Annotated in this window: 17 protein-coding genes and 1 tRNA gene; 10 read left to right on the top strand and 8 right to left on the bottom strand. The window is 71.5% G+C overall.

Annotated features, from left to right (window positions below; genetic code table 11):
* Window positions 1-22: 22 nt before the first annotated feature.
* A complete protein-coding gene (locus tag AC4IHM_RS21315; protein WP_490868600.1) occupies window positions 23-1240 on the bottom strand; it encodes a helix-turn-helix domain-containing protein in 1218 nt (405 codons plus the stop codon).
* Window positions 1241-1526: 286 nt separating this feature from the next.
* Here AC4IHM_RS21315 and AC4IHM_RS21320 point away from each other — a divergent pair, with 286 nt between their 5' ends.
* The 8 genes from AC4IHM_RS21320 (at window position 1527) to AC4IHM_RS21355 (ending at window position 8408) form a co-directional block, all read left to right on the top strand.
* Window positions 1527-2084 carry a hypothetical protein gene (locus AC4IHM_RS21320; RefSeq protein WP_490868601.1) on the top strand — a complete coding sequence of 186 codons (558 nt, stop codon included), beginning with the start codon at window positions 1527-1529 and terminating at the stop codon, window positions 2082-2084.
* A complete protein-coding gene (locus AC4IHM_RS21325; protein ID WP_490868602.1) occupies window positions 2081-2605 on the top strand; it encodes a dCTP deaminase in 525 nt (174 codons plus the stop codon). The genes AC4IHM_RS21320 and AC4IHM_RS21325 overlap by 4 nt, the downstream gene beginning before the upstream one ends.
* A gap of 40 nt (window positions 2606-2645) precedes the next feature.
* The gene (locus AC4IHM_RS21330) at window positions 2646-3179 is read left to right on the top strand and encodes a dCTP deaminase (RefSeq protein ID WP_490868603.1); all 534 of its coding nucleotides are present in this window, start codon (window positions 2646-2648) and stop codon (window positions 3177-3179) included.
* The gene (locus AC4IHM_RS21335) at window positions 3176-3646 is read left to right on the top strand and encodes a cytidine/deoxycytidylate deaminase family protein (protein WP_490868604.1); all 471 of its coding nucleotides are present in this window, start codon (window positions 3176-3178) and stop codon (window positions 3644-3646) included. Before AC4IHM_RS21330 ends, AC4IHM_RS21335 begins: the two co-directional genes overlap by 4 nt.
* Before the next feature lie 17 nt (window positions 3647-3663).
* Window positions 3664-4572, top strand: a complete 909-nt coding sequence (locus AC4IHM_RS21340; protein ID WP_490868605.1) for a class I SAM-dependent methyltransferase — start codon at window positions 3664-3666, stop codon at window positions 4570-4572.
* Window positions 4573-4686: 114 nt separating this feature from the next.
* Complete coding sequence (locus AC4IHM_RS21345) at window positions 4687-5619, top strand: UTP--glucose-1-phosphate uridylyltransferase (protein ID WP_490868606.1); 933 nt, start codon at window positions 4687-4689, stop codon at window positions 5617-5619.
* A gap of 58 nt (window positions 5620-5677) precedes the next feature.
* Window positions 5678-6820, top strand: coding sequence for a radical SAM family protein (locus AC4IHM_RS21350; RefSeq protein ID WP_490868607.1), 1143 nt, complete (start codon window positions 5678-5680; stop codon window positions 6818-6820).
* A 37-nt stretch (window positions 6821-6857) separates the two neighbouring features.
* The gene (locus AC4IHM_RS21355) at window positions 6858-8408 is read left to right on the top strand and encodes a glycosyltransferase family 4 protein (RefSeq protein WP_490868608.1); all 1551 of its coding nucleotides are present in this window, start codon (window positions 6858-6860) and stop codon (window positions 8406-8408) included.
* A 139-nt stretch (window positions 8409-8547) separates the two neighbouring features.
* On the opposite strand, the gene AC4IHM_RS21360 is transcribed toward AC4IHM_RS21355, so the two are convergent.
* The 4 genes from AC4IHM_RS21360 to AC4IHM_RS21375 form a co-directional block, all read right to left on the bottom strand.
* Window positions 8548-8620: transfer RNA gene (locus tag AC4IHM_RS21360), tRNA-His, on the bottom strand.
* Between the two features lie 122 nt (window positions 8621-8742).
* Complete coding sequence (gene orn, locus AC4IHM_RS21365) at window positions 8743-9345, bottom strand: oligoribonuclease (RefSeq protein ID WP_490868609.1); 603 nt, start codon at window positions 9343-9345, stop codon at window positions 8743-8745.
* A 142-nt stretch (window positions 9346-9487) separates the two neighbouring features.
* Complete coding sequence (locus tag AC4IHM_RS21370; RefSeq protein ID WP_490868610.1) at window positions 9488-10696, bottom strand: helix-turn-helix domain-containing protein; 1209 nt, start codon at window positions 10694-10696, stop codon at window positions 9488-9490.
* A 386-nt stretch (window positions 10697-11082) separates the two neighbouring features.
* Window positions 11083-11376 carry a hypothetical protein gene (locus AC4IHM_RS21375; protein ID WP_490868611.1) on the bottom strand — a complete coding sequence of 98 codons (294 nt, stop codon included), beginning with the start codon at window positions 11374-11376 and terminating at the stop codon, window positions 11083-11085.
* A gap of 303 nt (window positions 11377-11679) precedes the next feature.
* Between AC4IHM_RS21375 and AC4IHM_RS21380 the strand changes: the two genes are divergently transcribed.
* Window positions 11680-12207 (top strand): universal stress protein, encoded by a 528-nt coding sequence (locus AC4IHM_RS21380; RefSeq protein ID WP_490868612.1) that lies wholly within the window; start codon window positions 11680-11682, stop codon window positions 12205-12207.
* A gap of 31 nt (window positions 12208-12238) precedes the next feature.
* Here AC4IHM_RS21380 and glmS read toward each other — a convergent pair whose 3' ends face one another.
* The 3 genes from glmS to AC4IHM_RS21395 form a co-directional block, all read right to left on the bottom strand.
* The gene (glmS, locus tag AC4IHM_RS21385) at window positions 12239-14056 is read right to left on the bottom strand and encodes a glutamine--fructose-6-phosphate transaminase (isomerizing) (protein ID WP_490868613.1); all 1818 of its coding nucleotides are present in this window, start codon (window positions 14054-14056) and stop codon (window positions 12239-12241) included.
* Window positions 14057-14090: 34 nt separating this feature from the next.
* Window positions 14091-14348, bottom strand: a complete 258-nt coding sequence (locus AC4IHM_RS21390; protein WP_490868614.1) for a hypothetical protein — start codon at window positions 14346-14348, stop codon at window positions 14091-14093.
* A 76-nt stretch (window positions 14349-14424) separates the two neighbouring features.
* A complete protein-coding gene (locus tag AC4IHM_RS21395) occupies window positions 14425-15306 on the bottom strand; it encodes a DUF4429 domain-containing protein (RefSeq protein WP_490868615.1) in 882 nt (293 codons plus the stop codon).
* An 89-nt stretch (window positions 15307-15395) separates the two neighbouring features.
* Between AC4IHM_RS21395 and AC4IHM_RS21400 the strand changes: the two genes are divergently transcribed.
* Window positions 15396-17012 (top strand): beta-N-acetylhexosaminidase, encoded by a 1617-nt coding sequence (locus tag AC4IHM_RS21400; protein ID WP_490868616.1) that lies wholly within the window; start codon window positions 15396-15398, stop codon window positions 17010-17012.
* Window positions 17013-17067: the final 55 nt, after the last annotated feature.

Below are 17067 nucleotides of genomic sequence, written 5' to 3' on the forward strand. Positions count from 1 at the left end.
TTCCTTCGCACGCGGGCTGTACTCATCCACTCACGGCGGTCAGGGCGCCGCGCAGGTTACGTGCCGATCCGGTTGCGGTGGCGATGGCCACCGCTTGTGAGGCGAGGTCGGCGGCGGTGTCCCGGTCGCCGCAGGCCGCGTGGACACGGGCACTCGCGGTCAGCACCTCGGCCGAGCCGCGCACACTGGTGGCGGGCCAGGCTGCGAGAGCTTCGGCGAGAGCGGTCCGGCCGGTGCGCAGGAAGGACGGGGTCCTCTCGCCGAGGCGGATCATGGCGTGGCCGGTCCACTTGTGCAGTTCGGCGGCGTCCAGGTAGCCGATGTACGTGGGTTTCTCGCCGTCGTCCGCTCTCTCCAGCAGTGTCCAGGCGGCGGCGAGATCGGTCTGGGCGGGGCGCGCGTCGCCGAGGCAGGCACGGTGGTGCGCGCGGACCGCGTGCAGCCAGGACCGTACGGCGGGGTGGGCTTTGGTGCCGGCCAGGTGAAGGGCGCCGTCGGCGAGGGCGAGCGCGCGGCGGTAGTGCCCCTGGTCGGTGAGGATCCGGCTCATCTGGCCGATGAGGTTGATGCAGGAGGAGAGGTCGCCCGCCTGCCGGGCGTGGGCGGCGGCGTCACGGTAGTGCGTGGCGGCGTTCTCGGCCATGCCCAGGTCGTAGGTGAGGAAGCCGACGAAGCCGCCGGTGTCGGCGGCGAGCGCCGCGACCTGCCGCCGTTCGGCAGGGCCGGCCACGCCGGCGTGCCAGGCGAGGATCTGCTGGTGGTGGCCGACGGCGTGGGTGTACACGGCGGACGCTCCGCGTAAGTTGTCCAGCCGGCCGTGGGCGGCGCGCAGGGCGAGATGGGCATCCATCAGGTCACGGCCGCCCGCGGCTGCCGCGCCGGCCGTGCCCGGATTGGTGGCCAGGGCGGCACCGGCGGCGCCCGCACCCTTGAGGAAGTCTCTGCGCCACACGTCGTCCCATTCCCGCAGGAGACCGTCCACGGCATGGTCCGGAGCCGTTGCGGTTGTCTGCTCGCTCAAGCGTCGTTGGGCTTTGGCCAGGGAGACCAGTCTGCCGCCTGCCCCAAGGGCCTTGTCCAGACCCAACGCGATGGGGAGCGTCGGCGATCTGCGTTCGTGTTCGAGGTCGCTGATGATGCTCTTGCTGCATGCGGCCCGGCGCCCGAGTTCCCGCAGTGTCAGGGTCCCCCGCAGCCGCCGCAGCGCCGCGGCAAAGGTCTCCTCGTCGGACTCCGGCATGCCTACCTCCACGTCCTTGTGGTGATCCGGCTGTCCGCACGGCCTGCGGACAGCCGGTCGCGCTGCTGTGACCAGCACACACCCGCTTGCCGCCGTACAGGCGGGCCTTGGGCGGGCTGCGGACAAGTGCGGACAGCCGGACCCTGCCCACGGACGGGGCGGGCGGCCACCATGGTCGTCACGGGCCCTGAGCGTAGGGACGCACCGCAGGCCGGCCAAGGCGCCGGGCTGCGGGAAATCGCGGGGCCGCCTGACTTCATCCGCAGCCGTTGAGAGGAGCCCCGTCATGCGCAGGATCGCCCTGTACGGCAGACCCGGGGTCGGGAAAAGCACGTTCGCCGGTCTGCTCTCGCGGGAGCTGGCCCACGTCGGCGCGGACGTGCTGACGTTGAAGGTGGGGGCGCCGCTGTACGAACTCCAGGCGGTCGTGCACACGATGGCAGGGCGTCCGCTGCTCGACGGCAGCGAGCAGGACGGCCGGCTGCTGAATTCTCTCGGCACCCACCTGCGGCGCATCAACCCGCGGGCGCTGACCGAGACATTCGCAGAGCGCGTGCGGCAGGCCGAGCAGACGAGACCGCGGGCCGTGCTGCTCTGCGACGATCTGCGGGCCCCGGACGTCGAGGCGGTCACCGGTCTCGGGTTCGTCCTGGTGGAGGTCACCGCACCCGACACGGTCCGGCTCGCACGCAAGCGGCGGAGGGCCGACCTGTCCGCGGGCGACGAGCACCACCCCACCGAGGCACCCGTCGAAGCGACGCCGTGGCGGCGGGTGGACAACACCGGCAGTCTCAAGGGCCTGCGCGAGCGGGCCGCGGAGCTGGCCGGCCAGGTGCTGCGGTGATCCTGACCGGCCGCGAGATCGTACGGCAGCGCGAGCGCGGCGGGTTGACCATCGAGCCGTTCACCGCAGGCCAGTTGAACCCGGTCTCCTACAACTACCGGCTCGGCCCGCTCCTGCGGACCCACCGCGCCCAGGTGATCGACACGCATGCCGCCAACGAACTGGAGGACCGCGCGATCCCGGACGGCGGCATGGTTCTTCAGCCCGGCACGGTGTACCTGGGCACCACGGTGGAGGAGATCGGCAGTTCGGTGTTCGTGCCGTCGCTGATCGGCCGCTCCTCCCTGGGGCGGCTGGGGGTGTTCCTCCAGTACAGCGCCGACCTGGGCAACGTCGGATCGTGCCACCGCTGGACGCTGGAGATCAAGGTTGTCCAGCCCACCCGCGTCTACGCGGGCATGACCGCGGGCCAGGTGACCTTCTGGGCCACCGTCGGCGCCGCCCTCGCCTACTCCGGGCCCTTCGGGCGGACCGACGAGGCCACCCTCCCGCCGCCGGGCCTGCCGGCCGCCGCCCGCTGACCCCGACCCCTCAACGCTCTGACATGAGAGAGGAGTTGCCGTGATCCTTACCGGACCGGAGATCACCCGCGAACGCGAGCGGCGCCGTCTCGTCCTGGACCCGTTCGACCCCGCACAGGTCCAGCCGAACTCCTACAACCTCGCGCTCGGGCCCACCCTGGCGTCCTACACCGGCACAGTGCTGGACACCCGCCGCGAGAACCCGTTCACGGTGGTGCGGATACCCGACGAAGGGTTCGTGCTGGAGCCGGACCGCATCTACCTCGGCTCCAGCGTCGAGGTCCTGGGCAGCGACCACCTGGTGCCGGTCATCCGCTCCCGTTCGGGGGCGGCGAGGCTGGGCCTGTTCGTCCACGTCACCGCGGACCTGATCGACATCGGCTCGATCGGGCAGTCGACGTTCCAGCTGCACGCGGTCCAGCCCGTGCGGGTGCACGCCGGCGACCGGCTGGCCCAGGTGACGTTCTGGCGTCCCCGGGGCGAGATCACGCTCTATGACGGCAAGTACCAGGGCTCGCGCGGGCCGCAGCCCTCGCAGATCCACCGCGACACCGCCGAGGCGGCCCCCCGGTGACCGCCCGCAGCGTGGAGGACCCGGCGCACGGCTGCCCCGACCCCGCCGCCCGCGCCCTGGTCGCCGCGGCGTTCGCCGCCATCAGCAGCCGCTACGTGCCCGCCCGCCACCAGATCGCGGCCGCGATCCTTGACGCCGACGGCCACATCCACCTCGGCCTCCACCTGGACGCCATGGTCGGCCGGGCCGCGGTCTGCGCCGAGGCCGGCGCGCTGTCCGCGGCCAGGCTGGCCACCCGCACCGAGCTGGTCGCGGTGACCGCCGTCCGCCACCCCAAACCCGGCGAAGCAGCCGTGGCCCGCGTCGTCCCGCCGTGCGGACTGTGCCGCGAACTCCTCCTCGACCACGCCCCCGGCCTGCACGCCGTCGTCCACGACGGCACCCACGCCGTACTGACACCCCTGGACGGCCTGCTGCCCCACAAATACGTGGGCACCAAGTGGTCCGCAGCCCTCAACCGCCCCTGAACAAGGAGACGCCGGCAATGAACACCGACTTCCGCACTCCGGCCCTGGACGCCCTGGCGAAGAAGATCATCCCCGACCAGCACTTCGAGTTCTCCGCCGCCACCGCCCGCGACCGCTTCTTCAACGACACCCGCATGCTGGACGTCAAGCAGTGGGTTCACAACGCCTTCCGCACCAACCCGACATCGATGCTCGGCCACATGCTCGGCAACCTCGCCCTCACCGGCACCGAGGACCTGCTCGACCTCGGCTGCGGCAACGGCTTCGTCCTGGAGCACCTGCGCCCCCACCTCGCCGAGGGCTCCATCACCGGACTCGACATCGCCCCGGCCGTCCTGGAAGCCGCCCGGCGGCGCCTGCACGGCACCGCCACCCCGAGCACGTGGATCGAGGGCAGCGCGGACGACCTGTCCATGCTCGACGACGACACCTTCGACCGCGTCATGGCCAACTACATGATCCACTACGTGCCGGACCTCGATCGCTGCTTCGCCCAGGTCCGCCGCGTGCTGCGCCCCGGCGGCATCTTCCAGCTCACCACCGACCGCACCGACAGCATGCTGGAGATGTACGACGTCCACTTCACCGCCCTGCAGGCGATGGGCGCACCGCAGCACCTGTTCAAGGCGAGCCCCAAGGGGCGGCTGTCGCTGGCCAACGGTGCCCGCCTGCTCAGCGAGCACTTCGAGCGGGTGGACACCGTGACGTGGCAGGACCAGCTGCGCTTCACCGACCCCGAGCCGTTCATGCGGTTCTACGAGGTCGGACACAACCACTGCTGTGCCTCCTCCGAGGAGGACGAGCGCCTCACCGAGGACTTCTTCGCGGAACTGCGCGAGAGGGTACGGGCCCAGGTCGGCCGGGCGATCGACACCAGCGGGTACTTCGCGGTGACGAAGTACACCGGCTCCTTCCTGTGCCGGTGACCGCCGGGCCGTGCCGGATCGGCGGATGCCGCCCGGACGGAGACGGCGGCGTTGATAGCGTCGGAGGACGCCGCGCCGGCCGGCATGGTGTGCCGTTCGACCGAGAGAGACCTGATGCCCCCGACGATCCGCAGGGCTGTGATCCCCGCCGCCGGACTCGGCTCCCGCCTCCTGCCCCTGACCAAGGCCACCCCGAAGGAAATGCTGCCGGTCGGCGACAAACCGGTGATCGAGCACACCGTGCGCGAACTGGTGGCGTCCGGCATCACGGACATCACCATCGTCGTCTCCGGCGGCAAATCGCTGATCCAGGACCACTTCCGGCCCAACCCCGCCCTGGTCGAGCAACTGCGTGCCGACGGCAAGAACGCCTACGCGGACGCGGTGGAGGAAGTCGCCGAACTGGCCCGCCAGGGCCACATCACCTACCTCGACCAGCACGGTCCGTACGGCAACGGCACCCCCGTCCTCAACGCCGCCCGCAACTTCGGCGACGAGCCCATGCTCGTGCTCTGGCCCGACGACGTGTTCGTGGCCAACGTCCCGCGCGCCCAGCAGCTGATCCGCGCGTACGAGGCGACGAACTGCCCGGTCCTGGCCCTGCTGCCCATGGACCCGGACGACTCCCAGCGCTACGGCGTACCCGTGGTCAAGGAGGACCTGGACGACGGCCTGCTGCGCATCACCGGCCTGGTCGAGAAACCCAAGCCCGCCGACGCCCCCTCCGCCTACGCGGCCATCGGCGGCTACGTCATCACCCCCGGCATCATCGACGAACTGCGCGAGCAGACCAACCGCTGGTACGAGCACCGCAACGGCGAGATCTACCTGACCGACGCCATCAACGCCTACGCCGCCGGACGCGCCGTGTACGGGCAGGTCATCCAGGGCCGCTGGTACGACACCGGCAACCCGGCCGACTACCTCGTCGCCCAGATGGCCTCCGCCCTCGCCCACCCCGAGTACGGACCGATCCTGCGCCGCCTCGCCCGCGAACTCGGCGACGGGCAGCACTCCGCACCCGGCACGGAGAACACCACCACCTGATCCGCCGCTCCCTCGGGGCCACCGGCCACGGTGAGCGGCCGGCCCCGAGGGAGCACTCATGGCACCCCCGCCTGCCTTCGAACCCGTCATCGACCAGCACGACACCTGGCTGGCGGTCAACCCCGTCCAGGGCTGCCCCAAGGGCTGCACCTACTGCTACCTCAAGGACCTGGGACTGACCCGCGCCAAGCCCACCGTCCTCGCCACGCCCGAGGACACGCTCAACCAGCTCCTCGCCCACCGCTACTACCACCCCGAGCTGGTACTGGCCCTCTACACCTGCACCGATGCCCTGGCCACGCCCGCCACCCGCGCCCACCTCACCGCCCTCCTCGACGTACTGGGCGCCTCCACCCTCCACAACCCGGTCTGCCTGATCACCAAGTGCGCGATCGGGGACGACGTCATCGCCTGCATCACCCGCAACCGGGACGCCGGACTGCCCATCCTCGTCTACCTCAGCTACTCCGGCCTCGGCCCCGACATCGAACGCGGCATCGACCACACCGCGCTGCGCGCCAACTTCCCCCGCCTGCACGCCGCCGCCATCCCCGTCATCCACTACTGGCGGCCCGCCCTCCCGCAGAACAGCACCCCCAACGTCATCGAGCACGTCATGGACTGGACCACCCGGTACGCCGCATGCACCGTCGCGGTGGGCACCAAGGTCAAGCCCACCGCCCTCGACCAGATCACCGGGCTGTGGCCGGAGCTGGCCGACCCCCACCTGGACCCGCAGGCAGCCGACTCCGTCTGGCCCCGCACCACCTGGGACTGGCTCCACCACCTGCCCGACCGCTACGCGGGCCATCCCCTCTTCCAGACCAACAGCTGCGCCCTCGCCCACGTCCTGGGCCGCGCCGACCGCGCCGGCGTCCTCAACACCCCGACCTGCCTGAGCGCCAACCGCTGCCCCGCCGCCCAGCGCGAGACCTGTCGGCACAGCGTCCCCGGGCGGCATGCGGTGACCAGGACGGACGTCGACCGGCACCTCACGAAGATCGGGCACTCCGGCCTGCCCTACACCCTCACCCCGGCCACCCGCACCCTGGTCCTCGGCGAACCGGTCCCGCTGCGCGACCGCCACAACCTCGCCCAGGTCCTCGACCTCACCGTCCGCTCCCGCCAGGACCCCGGCGAGCGGTACTGGCCCGGCCGCCTGTCCGGCGGACAGCCGCTGATCATCGACACCCGCCCGTAGAACTCCGCTTCTCCAGCGCCGACTCCAGGGGACCACCATGCCTTCCGACACCATGGACACCGCCGTCCTGTTCTGGCCCCGCGGCGGCAGTGCCCAGGTCATCCGCTACCTCCTGCGCGAACTCGACACCCGGGGCTTCGCCACCCGCCTGCACGCCGGATCCCTCGGAAACCCCGGCGATCCCTCCCACGCGCCGAGCTTCTACCAGGGCCTGGACCTGCACCCCTACGACCACAACGACGCGCTCGCGGCGTTCACCCGGGGCGAGGACCCCCAGCGCGCCGACCCGCCCTTCCACCCCTCCTACGAGGACCGGGGCATCTGCCCCGACCCGCTGTTCAGCGCCGTACCGCCCCAGGCCGCCCACCACCTCACGCGCGCCTGGACCCGGCACCTGGCCGCCCACCGCAGCCCTCACACCCGTCTGCTGCACCTCCACCACCTCAGCCACCTCCAGACGGCCGCCCGTGCCGCATACCCCGGCGTGCCCCGCGTCACCACCCTCCACGGCACTGAACTCAAACTCATCGACGCCATGGAGCAGCGCATCCGCCTCGCCGAGCGCACCGGCTCCTGCCCCGGCGACCTCGCCCGTCTTCTCCACAGCGACAACCCCCACCGCACCACCGAAGCGGCCCGCCTGGCCAAGGCCGCCGGACTCAATGACGACGACACCGAACTGCTCACCACCACCGCCTGGCAGAAGTGGGCCCACTCCGCCCACTGGCTCACCCGCCTGCGCCGGGCCACCGCCCACGCCGGGCAGCCGGTCGTCGTCTCCGACCACGACCGGCACCTCGCCACCCGCCTGCTCCGCCTGCGCGCCGCGCCGCCCGTCATCCCCAACGGCGTCGACACCCACACCTTCCGGCCCCAGCACCTCGACGAGGCCCAGCGCCTCGAGCACCTGCGCCGCTGGCTCGTCACCGACCCGCGCGGCTGGACCACCGGCGGCGCCCCGGGCAGCATCCGCTACACCGAGACCGACCTGCGCCGCCTCCACGACCAGCACGGCCGGCTCCGCCCGCTGCTGCTGTGGGTCGGCCGCTTCCTTCACTTCAAACGTGTCCCCGTGCTGCTGCGGGCCTTCGCCGCGGCCCGCGCCCGCCTCGACCCCGCGCCCGTCCTGCTGATGTGGGGCGGCTACCCCGGTGAGTGCGAAGGCGACCATCCCGCCCACCTCGCCACCGAACTCGGCATCGAGCGCGACGTGTTCTTCATCGGCTGGCGCGGTCACGACGAACTGCCTGCCGGACTGAACTGCGCCGACCTCATGGTCGCCCCGGCCGTGGACGAACCCTTCGGCATGGTCTACCTCGAAGCGATGGCCTGCGGCACCCCGCCCATCGCCACCGCCACCGGCGGCCCTGCCCGCACCATCACCCCGGACGGCCGCGACGCAACCGGCTGGCTCGTCGCCCCCGACGACGCCGACCACCTCGCCGACACCCTGACCGCCGCACTCCTCGACACACGTGAACGCAAGCGCCGCGGCACCGGCGGCCGTGCCCACGTCGAGAACACCTACAGCTGGACCCGCACCACCGACCGCTACCTCGCCGTCTACGACCGGGCTGAGCGGCACTGACCCGCCCCACGCCATCGCCGCACACCGAGATGAGTCTGGCGCGGGTCAACTGCGGTCCGCCGGTTCCCAACAGTTCCCGAGGTGCCCGAACACGATCAAGGGCCGACCCGTTTCCGCAGGTCGGCCCTTGATCGATCAGGGTGAGTGACGGGACTTGAACCCGCGGCATCCTGGACCACAACCAGGTGCTCTACCAGCTGAGCTACACCCACCAAGGCCGGTGCTCGCATCCCGCATGGCGCGGGTTCCCGACCGGCTGAGAAAAGTGTACAGGGTCCGAAGGGGTGCTCGCGCCCGGCTTTTCCGGTGTCGTTCACGGCCCCGGCGGACGGTTCTACCGGGCGGTCACGACGTGCTTCGCGGCGATCGCCCTGGCCGTCTCCGCGTCGGGGCCCGGCCGCGGGACGAAGATCGCCTCCCGGTAGTAGCGCAGTTCGGCGATGGACTCGCGGATGTCGGCGAGCGCGCGGTGGTTGCCGTTCTTCTCGGGGCTGTTGAAGTACGCCCGCGGGTACCAGCGGCGGGCCAGCTCCTTGATCGAGGAGACGTTGACGATCCGGTAGTGGAGGTATCCCTCCAGCGTCGGCATGTCCCGCAGCAGGAAGCCGCGGTCGGTGCCGACCGAGTTTCCGCACAGGGGCGCCTTGCCGGGTTCCTTCACGTGCTCCCGCACATACGCCATGACCTGCGCCTCGGCGTCCGCCAGTGTGGTGCCGCCGGACAGCTCGTCGAGGAGGCCGGACGCGGTGTGCATCTGACGTACGACCTCCGGCATCGTCTCCAGGGCCCGCTCCGGCGGGCGGACGACGATGTCGACGCCCTCGCCGAGGACGTTCAGCTCGGAGTCGGTGACGAGGGCGGCAACCTCGATGAGCGCGTCGTCCGACAGCGAGAGGCCGGTCATCTCGCAGTCGATCCACACCATGCGATCGTTCATGCGGACACCTTACGGTGGACGCCTGTTTTCCGGACCCCCGGCGTTGGTGCGGGCCCACCGCGGGCCGGGCGGCCCCGTCCTCAAACGCCGGACGGGCCGACCCACTCAGCCCGCCCGGCGTCTCACGTCACCTCACGTCACCTCACGGCGCCGCGCTGCGCTGGCCCGGGACCGTCGCCGCCGTGGCCGGCAGTGGCCCGGCGGTGCGGCGGGTCTGGAACGGGACCGCGTTCTCCGGGGGCAGCCCCGACGGCGGCGGGCCGCTCTCGGGCACCGCGAGGGCCCGGGAGGCTCCCGCGACGCCGGACTCCGGGTCCACCGGCCGGTCGCCCTGGGGGCGGCGCGCCCGGTAGGCGGCCCGGTAGGCGGCCGGCGACGAACCCAGCTGGCGGCGGAAGTGCCCGCGCAGCGCCACCGGCGAGCGGAAGCCGCAACGGCCCGCGACCTCGTCCACCGAGTAGTCCGAGGTCTCCAGGAGCCGCTGCGCCTGGAGGACCCGCTGGGTGATCAGCCACTGGAGCGGGGCGCTGCCCGTCAGCGAGCGGAACCGGCGGTCGAAGGTGCGGCGGCTCATGTACGCGCGGGCCGCCAGCGTCTCCACGTCGAACTGCTCGTGGAGGTGCTCCAGCGCCCAGGCGACGACCTCGGCGAGCGGGTCGGCGCCGATCTCCTCCGGTAAAGACCTGTCGAGGTAGCGCTCCTGGCCGCCCGAGCGGCGCGGCGGGACCACCAGGCGGCGGGCGAGCGCGCCGGCCGCCTCGTTGCCGTGGTCCGTGCGCACTATGTGCAGGCACAGGTCGATGCCGGCCGCGGTGCCCGCGGACGTGAGCACGTCGCCGTCGTCCACGAACAGCTCACGCGGATCCACGTGCACCGACGGATAGCGCTTGGCCAGCGTCGGCGCGTACATCCAGTGCGTGGTGGCGGGACGGCCGTCCAGCAGTCCGGCCGCCGCGAGGACGAAGGCCCCGGTGCACAGTCCGACTATGCGGGCACCCTCCTCGTGCGCCCGGCGCAGCGCGTCGAGCGCGTCCTCCGGCGGCGGCGAGGTGATCGACCGCCAGGCGGGCACCACGACGGTGCCGGCCCTGGAGATCGCCTCCAGCCCCTGCGGCGCGGTGAGTTCCAGGCCCCCCGTGGTCCGCAGCGGGCCTTCCTCGCCGGCACACACCAGCAGCCGGTAGCGCGGCACGCCGGCGTCCTGGCGGTCGATCCCGAACACCGACAAAGGTATGGAACTCTCGAAGATGGGGCCGCCGCTGAACAGCAGCACCGCGACGATCTCCTTGCGGCGTCGCCCGGAGAGCTTCCGGGTCGCGGCTTCAGGCGCGGCAGCGGAGTCGTGGCTCATACTGCTAAGCCCCCCTCGGTGGCCGCGGCGCCCTGATCCTTTCGGGTCTGTCGCTCCAACACGTTTCCCCTCGGTCCTGCACGAGTCCCCCGCCGTAGACAGTCAAGATCGAATCTACTGTGTCCCGTAGCGCCGAGGTGGCCGGTTCGGCACTTGGGGCATTGTCGACATGGCAACTTGGCGTGAAGCAGTCGATCACGAAGCGTTGCACTCTGGGGCGCCGCAGGGAAGTGCGCCTTGTGTCAGTGGCCAATCCCCATAGGGTGCGGAGGGTCCCGGATCCCCTTTTCGTGCAGGTGGAACGGGGGTTGGGGGGTGGTGGGGGGCAAGGATGAGACACCCGTGGAAGTTGGCTGAAAAGAAGCGGAACGAGGCGCGGAAACCGGTCAGTCGACCGGTGTGTTTTTCTCTGTGACCCGTCCGACCCGTCCGACCCGTCCGACCCGTTCGGAGCGCCGCAGCAGCAGACGGCAGACGCCGGTGACGGCGGCCAGGCCCAGGGCCGTACCGGCGGCGCCGGCGAACGAGGTGCCGTACCAAAGGAGTGCGACCGGTACGAGGAAGCAGCTGAACGCCGCCCAGCGGACGAGGTCGGTGACGCCGTCCCGGGGCGGTGCGGCCGGCCGGGCGCGGTCGGGGGCGGTGGGCGACGGCTGGGCGGGCTGGTGCGGTCCGGACACGGGTGCTCCCTGAAGCTTGCGGCACGGGGATCAACGCCCGTGCGGCGCGTCGGTCACGACCGGTCGCGGCCGGTCACGGACCGTTGAATCCCGTGCAAACCGCCTGTACAGCGCAGCAACCATTGCGTTGCGGGCGCCCCTCGGGCATGCTCCGGTGAACCCCGCGGCGGACCCTGCGCGGGATCTGGGAGAAGGAGGCGTGCCGCCGTACCCTTGAGGGTATGGGGTGGGGAAGAGCATTCCCGGACACAGCTCCGCCGCCCACTGTTGTCCCCCATAGAGGATAAAAACGCCGAGACAGCCATGGCCGGTCACGAATTCTTCGAACCCGCGGACCGCAAGCGGCCCGTCGCCGAACCTACGGCGGCCGAGCCCCTGGCGGCCGGAGAGCCACGCCAGTCGTGCGATCCAGCCTTCAAGCACGGCGTCGTCGTCGGCTTCGACGGCTCCACCTCCAGCGAGCGTGCCCTCGCGTACGCCATCGGCATGGCGTCCCGGCTGAGTTCCGGCCTGGTCATCGTGCATGTCGCCAACCGGCTGCCCACCACGGTGTGGGCGGGCTGCGAACCCCCGGTCTTCGTCGACGTGCCGGACCACCGCACCGAGGTGCTGGGTCTCGAGCTGGCGTGCGCGGACTACCTCGCCGAGGTGCCCTGGATCCTGGTCGAGCGCGGCGGCGACATCTGCCACGAACTTGAGGAGGTGGGCCGGGAGTACGAGGCGGACGCCATCGTCGTCGGCTCCAGCCACGGCCTGGTGGGCCGCCTCTTCGGCTCCGTCGCCGGCCGCCTCGCCAAGCGGGCGAAGCGGCCCGTGGTGGTCATTCCGTAACGGGCGGCGCTCGTGCCGTGGCCTGCTCCGCCTACTCCACGGTCACCGACTTCGCGAGGTTCCTCGGCTTGTCGATGTCCCTGCCCAGCGCCAGGGCCGTGTGGTAGGCGAGGAGTTGGAGGGGGATGCCCATGAGGATGGGGTCGAGTTCGTCCTCGTTCTTCGGGACGACGACGGTGTGGTCGGCCTTCTCCTGCTCCTGGTGCGCGACGGCGAGGATCTGGCCGCTGCGGGCCTTGATCTCCTCCATGGCCGCGCGGTTCTTCTCCAGCAGGTCGTCGTCCGGCACGATCGCGACCGTCGGCAGGGCGGGCTCGATCAGGGCGAGCGGGCCGTGCTTCAACTCGGAGGCCGGGTAGGCCTCGGCGTGGATGTAGGAGACCTCCTTGAGCTTCAGGGAGGCCTCGCGGGCGACCGGATAGCCGCGGACGCGGCCGATGAAGAGCATCGAGCGGGCCTGCGCGTACTGCTCGGCCAGCTTCTTGATGTCCTCCTCCTGCTTCAGCATCTCGGAGATCTGCGCGGGCAGCCTGCGCAGCCCCTCGATGATCCGCCTGCCGTCGCGCACGGACAGGTCGCGGGTGCGGCCCAGGTGCAGGGCGAGCAGCGCGAAGGCGACGCAGGTGTTGGTGAAGCACTTGGTGGAGACGACGCAGACCTCGGGCCCGGCGTGCACGTACATGCCGCCGTCGGCCTCGCGGGCGATCGCCGAGCCGACCACGTTGACCACGCCGAGGACGCGGGCGCCCTTGCGCTTGAGTTCCTGCACGGCGGCCAGCACGTCGTACGTCTCACCGGACTGGGAGACGGCGACGTACAGGGTGTCGGGGTCCACGACCGCGTTGCGGTAGCGGAACTCGGAGGCGGGCTCGGCGTCCGCGGGGATGCGGGCCAGCTCCTCGATCATCTGGGCGCCGATCTGGCCGGCGTGGTACGAGGTCCCGCAGCCGAGGATCTTCACCCGGCGCACGGCACGCGCGTCGCGGGCGTCCAGGTTCAGGCCGCCGAGGTGCACGGTGGAGAAGCGGTCGTCGATCCGGCCGCGCAGCACACGGTCCACGGCCTCGGCCTGCTCGTGGATCTCCTTGTGCATGTAGGTGTCGTGGCCGCCCATGTCGTAGGAGGCGGCCTCCCACTCCACGGTGGTGGGCTCGGACGTGGTCCGGGTGCCCTCGGTGGTGTAGGTGCGGAAGTCGTCGGCCGTGAGGGTGGCCATCTCGCCGTCGTCGAGGGTGACTATCTGCCGGGTGTGGGCGACCAGCGCGGCGATGTCCGAGGCGACGAACATCTCCTTCTCGCCGATGCCGAGGACGACCGGCGAGCCGTTGCGGGCGACGACGATGCGCTCGGGGAAGCCCGCGTGCATCACGGCGATGCCGTACGTGCCCTCGATCACCCGGAGGGTCTCGCGGACCTTGTCCTCGAGCTTCTCGGCCTCGGAGCGGGCGATGAGGTGGACGAGGACCTCGGTGTCGGTCTCGGAGAGGAATTCGACACCGTCCGCCTCCAGCTTGCGGCGCAGGTCGGCGGCGTTGTCGATGATGCCGTTGTGGACGACGGCGACCTTGTTGTCGGCCGACATGTGCGGGTGGGCGTTCACGTCGGAGGGGGCGCCGTGGGTGGCCCAGCGGGTGTGGGCGATGCCGGTGGTGCCCTTGAAGCGCGCCGGGACCTTGGCCTCCAGGTCGCGCACCCGGCCCTTGGCCTTGACCATCCGCAGACCGGCCGCCTTCGGCGAGGTGACGACGATGCCCGCCGAGTCGTAGCCCCGGTACTCCAGGCGCTGGAGGCCCTCCAGGAGCAGGGGCGCGACGTCACGCTTGCCGATGTATCCGACGATTCCGCACATGTATACGTATCCCTCGTGTCCCTCTTCGGCCCGCTCAGCCGTAGACGATGCGGCGCAACTGGCGGAGCGACAGCTCCGGCGGTGCCACCGCGCGGTATTTCAGTTCCGCCGCGATCCGCTCGAAGATCGTCGCGTTCACCAGGCCCTGGGCCTGCAGCTCGCGGTGGCGGCGACGGACGTACTCCTCGGTCGTCTCGTCGAAGTAGGCGAGCACGTCCTGGACCACCCGCAGCGCCTCGCCCCGGTTCAGCGGGGTGGACCGCGTCAGATGATCAACGAGTTCGTCGTGCACCCGGTAGATCCTGGGGTAAGGGAGACGCTTACGCAAGAATCCTGCCCGATTCCGGGCAGACCTGTTGGGCGGGTGCCTACATCCGCCTCAGCACCGCCTGCTTGGCCAGCGCGAACTCCGCGTCCGTCAGCACCCCGGAGCGGTGCAGTTCGCCCAGCTCCCGCAGCCGCCGCAGCAGCGCGTCGTGGTCGTCCTCGGCGGCGGGCGCCGGGGCGGGCGCGTCCTCGGCCGGGCGGGCCTCCTCCGCGGCGGCCTGGGCCGCGGGGTGCGGGAGGCGGGCCTGCACGGCCGCTGCCACCAGAGCCATCAGCGGGTCCTTCTTGAAGCCCCACAGCTCCACGGCGTTGGGGTCGTACTTGGGCGGCATCTTGGCCGGCGCCGCCCGCACGGTGAACCGCAGGTGGCCGTTCTCCAGGCCGACCGTCGGCTGCCACTCCACCCCGGCGATGTCGGCCAGCGGGATGGTGCGCGGGCCCACGGCCGACTTGACGTCCTCCGCCTGCCACCGCCACTCCAGCCGGACACGCTCGCCGTCGAAGTTCGCGGTGCCGTCCCCGGCCGACACCGACAGCGGCACGGAGGGGCCGGGCAGCAGATAGGCGTCCACCGGGCCGGAGGGAACCTGGTCGAGCAGCAGTCCGTTGCGCACCTCGTCCACGAAGTACTCGGCCACGCCGTACCGGTCGGACTCCACGACGAGCTGGTACGGGTCGTGCGGCTCGGTCAGTCTGCCGCCCGTCGCGTGCAGCAGCGGGTCGGCGCCGTCGCGCAGCCGCAGCCGCAGCCGTCCGGACTTCCTGCCCTGCTCCAGCGATATGCCCGCCAACGCGGCCAGGGGGACGACCAGTTCACCCAGTTCTCTGCGCAGCAGACTGACGTTCTTGTCCCTGCCGGGAGTCAGCCGCAGCGTGTCGCCGTCGAAGACCCACGTTCCGTCCTTCTGGATGATTTCCGCCATGCGCGGATTGTTTCACCGCTTCTGCGTGCGGCGGTTGTACGGGAGAGTGGTCTACACCCATTTCCGCACCCCTCGCGAAGGGAGCGCACGTGAGACCTCATCGACGGCACCACAGCACGACTCCCCGCACGACCCGGCTGCTGGGATCACTGCTGCTGGTGGCGGCGGCCTGCGCCGTCACCACCGGCGCGGCACCGGACCGCAAGGAGGCCGGCCCGACCCCCCTGGACCAGGTGATCCCGGCCCCCGCCGCGGTCGACCCGGGCGGCGCCCCGTACCGCGTCACCGGCGGCACCCGCATCCGCGTCGACGGCTCGCCGGAGGCCCGCCGCGTCGGCGACTACCTCGCCGGCCTCCTGCGGCCCGCCACCGGCCACCGACTGCCCGTCACCTCCGACGGGCCCGGCGGCATCCGGCTGCGCCTGGCGAAGGGCCCCTACGGCGACGAGGGTTACCGGCTCGACAGCGGGCGCTTTGGCGTCACCATCACCGCCCGCGAGGCGGCCGGCCTCTTCCACGGCGTCCAGACGCTGCGTCAACTGCTGCCCGCCGCCGTCGAGAAGGACTCCGCGCAGCCGGGACCCTGGCTGGTCGCGGGCGGCACCGTCGAGGACAGCCCGCGCTTCGAGTGGCGCGGCGCCATGCTCAACGTCTCCCGGCACTTCTTCACCGTCGACGAGGTCAAGCGGTACATCGACCGGCTCGCCCTCTACAAGCTCAACAAGCTGCACCTGCACCTCAGCGACGACCAGGGCTGGCGCATCGCCGTCGACTCCTGGCCCCGCCTGGCCACCCACGGCGGCTCCACCGAGGTCGGCGGCGGACCCGGCGGCCACTACACCAAGGCCGACTACCGGGAGATCGTCCGCTACGCCGCCTCGCGCCACTTGGAGGTCGTCCCCGAGATCGACATGCCGGGCCACACCAACGCGGCCCTCGCCTCCTACGCCGAGCTGAACTGCGACGGCGTGGCACCCCCGCTCTACACCGGTACCGGCGTCGGCTTCAGCTCGCTGTGCGTGGACAAGGACATCACGTACGACTTCGTGGACGACGTGGTGCGCGAACTGGCCGCGCTCACCCCCGGCCGCTACCTGCACATCGGCGGCGACGAGGCGCACTCCACCCCGCACGAGGACTTCGTGGCCTTCATGGAGCGCGTGCAGCCCGTCGTCGCGGAATACGGCAAGACGGTCGTCGGCTGGCACCAGTTGGCCGGCGCCGCCCCCGCCGAGGGCGCGCTCGTCCAGTACTGGGGCCTGGACGGTACCAGCGCCGCGGAGAAGGCCCAGGTCGCCGAGGCGGCACGGAACGGCACCGGGCTGATCGTCTCCCCGGCCGACCGGACGTACCTGGACATGAAGTACACCGAGGACACCCCGCTGGGCCTGTCCTGGGCCGGTTACGTCGAGGTGCGGCGCTCCTACGACTGGGACCCGGCCGCCTATCTGCCGGGCGCCCCGGCCTCCGCGGTCCGCGGGGTCGAGGCGCCGCTGTGGACGGAGACCCTGGAGAACCCTGACCAGTTGGAGTACATGGCGTTCCCGAGGCTGCCGGGCGTCGCCGAGCTGGGCTGGTCACCGGCGTCCACGCACGACTGGGACGCCTACAGGGTGCGGCTCGCCGGGCAGGCGCCGCGCTGGGAGGCGCTGGGGATCGGGTACTACCCCTCGCCGCAGGTGCCCTGGACCGGCACCGGTTCGTAGTCCGACGGGCACCCCGGAGGACCGTCTCCGGGGTGCCCGCCCGCTTTTCGGGGGC

The sequence above is a fragment of the Streptomyces sp. SL06 genome (assembly GCF_058244745.1).